4 protein-coding genes are annotated in these 5184 nt (G+C 57.7%); all 4 read right to left on the reverse strand.

What is annotated here, in order from left to right; translation table 11 throughout:
- Nucleotides 1-755 precede the first annotated feature (755 nt).
- Entirely contained in the window at nt 756-2405 is a 1650-nt protein-coding gene (locus tag ORS3428_RS05655) for an MFS transporter (protein WP_071095370.1), read from the reverse strand.
- A 282-nt stretch (nt 2406-2687) separates the two neighbouring features.
- Nucleotides 2688-3782, reverse strand: a complete 1095-nt coding sequence (locus tag ORS3428_RS05660; RefSeq protein ID WP_071095372.1) for a quaternary amine ABC transporter ATP-binding protein — start codon at nt 3780-3782, stop codon at nt 2688-2690.
- Nucleotides 3779-4663 carry an ABC transporter permease gene (locus ORS3428_RS05665; RefSeq protein WP_071095375.1) on the reverse strand — a complete coding sequence of 295 codons (885 nt, stop codon included), beginning with the start codon at nt 4661-4663 and terminating at the stop codon, nt 3779-3781. Before ORS3428_RS05665 ends, ORS3428_RS05660 begins: the two co-directional genes overlap by 4 nt.
- 77 nt (nt 4664-4740) lie before the next feature.
- Nucleotides 4741-5184 (reverse strand): glycine betaine ABC transporter substrate-binding protein (locus tag ORS3428_RS05670; protein WP_274534784.1); only part of this gene is annotated, 444 nt, incomplete at its 5' end.

Below are 5184 nucleotides of genomic sequence, written 5' to 3' on the forward strand. Positions count from 1 at the left end.
CACGCCACGCCAGGCTGTTCTATTGCGCTGGCTAACTTGTCAGTGAACCGAAAGGCCCGAGCCAGCCGAGCGCGCAATTGCCTGTTTGTGGTCTTTACCCCAAGTTTTCGGCGAGCGTTGCCCAGCTGAAAACACGCCCTGCGCCTTGGGATTCCAAGGATGCATTGCCTAATCGGACTTGCCTCTTGCCTCCCACTGCAAGCACGCGTGTTCGCGCCRCGCCAAAGCGACACCATCCARCATTCGATCGGCAGATGAAGGCCGAGAGACCATCATCACTGTGTCCAAATTCAAGTATGCAATGCTTCACCCGCCTGATCAAACTATTGAGCTTCTCCGCAACGGGAGGTCCCATCTCGACGTAATCGACTATGACATCCCGTCCAAGAGGTTCGGTCGCACTTTCAAACCTTCGTCGCCTGGTGTCTCTGCATTCCGGTCTTGGTCTTCGAGATGCCGGCCCRGACTTTACGGCGTGCAAAGGGAACGGTTTCTGACGAAGCCAAGCGTCTCGCTCGATCTATGAGAAGACCACACCAGCTTTGGTGAAATCATCTCGGAAGGGGTATGAAATACTAGTACCCTGCGGCATGCACAGTTATTGCGCTCGAAAGTTCGACGGAGCCACGGACTGGTTCGTTTGGGATTAGAAATCCTTCCATGTGCTCACCGGGACATCTGCTTTCGCATATGCGCATGGCATCTCATTCTTCCGCCGGGCGCTGATCGCCGCCGTGGGTTTGRGAGTGCATAGGTCAGCGCCGGAAAAGGAAGCCCGTCGATTCATGTCGCCTGCGAGTCGCACCCGTCGGACGCTCGATCAAAAGGCTGGTGCAAGGTGGAAGCTCTCCCGCATGCAATTCGAGGAGTCGCTGATCCAGTTCCTTGTCGGTCGCTGTCAGGCGATGGTTCAGGCGAAGGTAATCCATCCAGGTCGGTGTGCGAAACGTCTCGGTCCAAAGCAACGGCTCCCGCAGATCGCGCTGGATGTTCCAGTGTCGAGCTCCCACCCGCCTTTGCACACGACGTCTTTCCCGCATCAGCTCCAAGAAGGTATCCACATTCGGCTCCGGAATCGAATACTCGATCTTCACCACGATCGGRCCGCTTCTAGGCTTCAGCTCCAGCGCAATTGCTGGTGTTTCGAAGCCAAGAGGGTCCTGGTCGGCCTCTTGCCATTCACGGATTGGAAGAAGCAAGCCAGTGCCGGCAACCAACAGCAGAGCGCCTGCGGAGCTTTCCAGCGCCAATGCGAGCGAATAGTGCTCAGCCACTGCGCCCCAAAGCCAGCTCCCGGCGGCAAGGCCGCCGGAGCAAAGGGCATAGTGGATCGAGAGCGTCCGACCAACGACCCACCGAGGGCTCGACAATTGTACGCTGACGTCAAGCCCCGTCCAGGTGACGACCCAGGCGGCGCCGCCGAGCGTCAAGGCAACACTGGCCACCGCCAGGGAAGGCGTGAACGCAAGAGCCACGCAGCACCCAGCAGCGGCTATGCACGCAAGCGTCGTTAACCRCTCCTGAGACAGCGACCTTCTCAGCAGGTTGTTGGACAGGCCGGCGCACAAGGCGCCAGTGCCGAAACCGGCCATGAGGATGCCGTAGGCGATTGGTCCCCCTCCCAGCTGATCGCGAGCAATCAGGGGAAGCAGGGCCAATATGGAAATGCTCGCCAGGCCGAAAAGCRCTCCCCGCGCGATTGCTGCCATGATCTCCGCCGACAGTGCCGTGAAGCGCGTCCCGTCATATACGGCGGTGGTTAGTGACTCACGTGGCAGGGGCGACGGGCGACCAGCCCATTTATAGCGTCCGATGGCCCACAGCATGACGAGGTAGGTCAGCGTGGCGGCCGCGAAAGCGGTTAGGGCTCCAAAGGACGCAACGACAACRCCGCCGAGCGCCGGACCGATACTTCGCACTRCATTGTAGCCCACCGAGATCAGTGTGACCGCAGCCRGAACTTCGCGTTTTCGCAGGATATCRCCGACCGAGGCGTGCCAARCCGGATCGGTAAAGGCGGCTCCGCACCCAGCCAGGCAGCTGAATGCCAGGATCATCCATGGATTGTAAAACCCCAGACCCACAAGAGCTGTCAACATCGTTGATGATAGCGCTATAACGCACCAGCCCATCGTCATCACATTGCGCCGGCTGAAATTATCGGCGATAGCGCCAGCAAAGATCGACAGTATGAACACCGGCAGCGTCGTGGAAGTCTGCACCAGTGCGACCATCACATCGGAGCTTGAGATGGTCGCCATCAGCCAACCGACGGCAACAGTCTGCAATAGCCACCCAAAGCTGGACAATTGCGCGGCAATCCAGATGGAGCGAAAGGTTGAGTTTTCCAGCGGGRCAAACGTTGCCGACGAAACTGCCGCATCTCCACGCGTCACCCTGCTCATCCGGACGAGCCTCTTTCTGCGTGTACAGACTGCATGAAGGACTTCTCCTCGGTGCACCTGCGTGAGAGAGTGTCAATCCTCTACATCGGCACGGCGACCACTAATCACCTGAAGCATATTCCACGCACGCCATCTAGAACGYGGGTCATGGACTCGCTGACTGCTCGCCGCCCGGCCCGCGAAACGGACCAGCAAGTTTGGGCACTGCGATTGCGAGCCGGCCCGAGGCGATGGTGACGCTGACGGCGCCCTGCTCTACCGACATTCCTGTTATGCGGCCGCCTATCGGCCGCATGCATCCACAGCATCGATCGCAACATCGCGTTTCATTGCCTCGTGCTTAGCGATTGCGGACGACATAGCAGCGGTGATCTTGCGCAGGGAAACTGCTCCGAGGGGCTTGCCAGCGCTATCGACAACAGTGGCTTCGTAAGACGGAGAATTTGTAAGCTCCACGGCCGCGGTCTCCAGGGTCGATCCAGACCTAAGCGTCGGCAGCGATCTGTTGACGGATGGCGGAATGGGTTCCATGACAGCATCCACTTTTAAGAATCGCGCGCGATTGACGTCCTTTACGAACCTGGCGATGTAATCGTCGGCGGGGTTTAACAGAATGTCTTGGYTGTCACCTTGCTGGATGATCGAACCGTCCCGCAAGATGACGATCTGGTCCCCAAGCCGCAGCGCCTCATCAAGGTCGTGCGTGATGAAGACAACGGTCTTCTTCAACTCAGCCTGCAATTCAAGGAGCATGGTCTGCATGTCGGTCCTTATCAACGGATCGAGAGCCGAGTAGGCCTCGTCCATTAACAGGATGGAGGCATCGTTGCTGAGGGCGCGCGCCAGTCCCACCCGCTGTTGCATGCCGCCAGACAATTCTTCCGGATAGCGCTTCTCAAACCCGACAAGCCCAACGCGCTCGATCCAGCGCATRCCAATGGCGCGGCTCCTGGCCTTGTCAATGCCGCGCACCTCCAATCCAAAAATCACGTTGTCGAGAACGGTCCGGTGCGGCAGGAGCGCAAACCTCTGAAAAACCATCGCTGTCTTGTTGCGACGAAATTCCCGCAACTCCAGTTCGGACATCTCCAAAATGTTGCGTCCGTCAATCATGATCGAGCCAGACGTTGGCTCGATCAGGCGATTGATGTGCCTAATTAGCGTCGACTTGCCGGAGCCGGACAGCCCCATGATGACCTGGATCTTGCCGGCCGGCATGGATATGTTGATATTGTTCAGCCCCAGTATGTGTCCATGAACTTTTCCAAGCTCGGCCTTAGACAATCCACTGCGGACTCGGCTGACGTGTTGCTCCGGCGACCTGCCAAAGATCTTGTATAGATCGYGTATCTCGATCGACGCCTGGCCATTAATCATGCGCGGGTTGCCTGTCGCATCTGGAGCCGGCGGCCATAGGCCTGGCTGGTGCGGTCGAAGATAATTGCAATCCCAACAATGGCAAAGCCGTTGAAGATGCCCTGCGTAAAATACTGATTGGCAATTGCTTGCAGGACGTTCAGACCCAGCCCCTGCACGCCGATCATTGAAGCGATGACAACCATGCCGAGGGCCATCATGATCGTCTGATTAACGCCCGCCATGATCGTGGGCATCGCAAGCGGCATTTGGACCTTCCAGAGCTTTTGCCCCCGCGAACAKCCGTAAGYATCGGCGGCTTCCAGGACTTCTTTGTCCACCAGGCGAATCCCCAGGTCAGTAAGACGGATAATCGGTGGCACGGCGTAGATCACTACAGCAATGAACCCAGGCACGCGGCCGATGCCGAGCAGCATGACGACCGGGATCAGATAGACGAAAGGCGGCATCGTTTGCATTACGTCGAGTACTGTCTGAATCGCAGCACCAACGCGCTGAAAGCGGTTCATAAAGATGCCCAGAGGCATACCGAGGGCGATGGAAAAGACCGTAGCTGTRAAGACGAGCGAAATCGTCTTCATCGCATCCTGCCACAGGCCAAGAAGGCCGATCGCGATCAGAGTTCCGACGACAGCCGCTACCACGGACCAACGCCGCGCCGCAAACCACGCCACACCGGCTAGCACAACAATCACGAGCGGCCATGGCGACCCGGTGATTATGTCTTCGAAGAAAATCAAAACCTGCTGCAGCGGGTAGAAGAAATTCTCGATCGTGTCGCCATAAAGTCTTGTCAAGCTTCGAAGTGACCCGTCGGTCGCCCGTTTGATGGTCAGTAGAAAGTCAGCGTCTAACTGCGGAAATTTAAACAGCCATTCCATATCGCGCCCCTAGGCATGTTACCGCTGAAAGCACGTCACAGCCACCAAAGTTAGCYGCTTCGATGCAATTCGCGACTTTACTTGGCCGCAGCCTTGACTTTCTCGGCGACGTCAGCCGTGACCCACTTCGTCCAGACTTCAGGCATGTTCTGGATGAACCACTTTGCGCCGTCCTCGCCGTTGGCCTGGTTCTCAGTCATCCATAGCATGACCTTGCCAACCTCGGCCTGGCTCCAACTCCGCTTTGCGAAATAATCCTTTGCCGGAGCCACATCGTCGCGCTTCAAGAACTTTCCGGAGGCGAGTGTGATTTCTTCGGCCGTCTTCCAGTAATTCGGCTTCGGATCAGGACAATCTTGCTTTGTGGTGCAACGCACCCACTCGGCCTCGTCATGGGCGGCTTCAAGGCGCACCATCGGATACTTTACGAGAAGCGAAGTAGGAGCCCAGTACGCCGCGATGAAGCCCTTCTTGCCCTCATAAGCCTTGGCGATCGCGCCATCAAGCGCTGCTGCAGATCC

It is taken from the genome of Mesorhizobium sp. ORS 3428, assembly GCF_001854785.1.
In the GTDB taxonomy this organism is placed as follows: domain Bacteria; phylum Pseudomonadota; class Alphaproteobacteria; order Rhizobiales; family Rhizobiaceae; genus Mesorhizobium.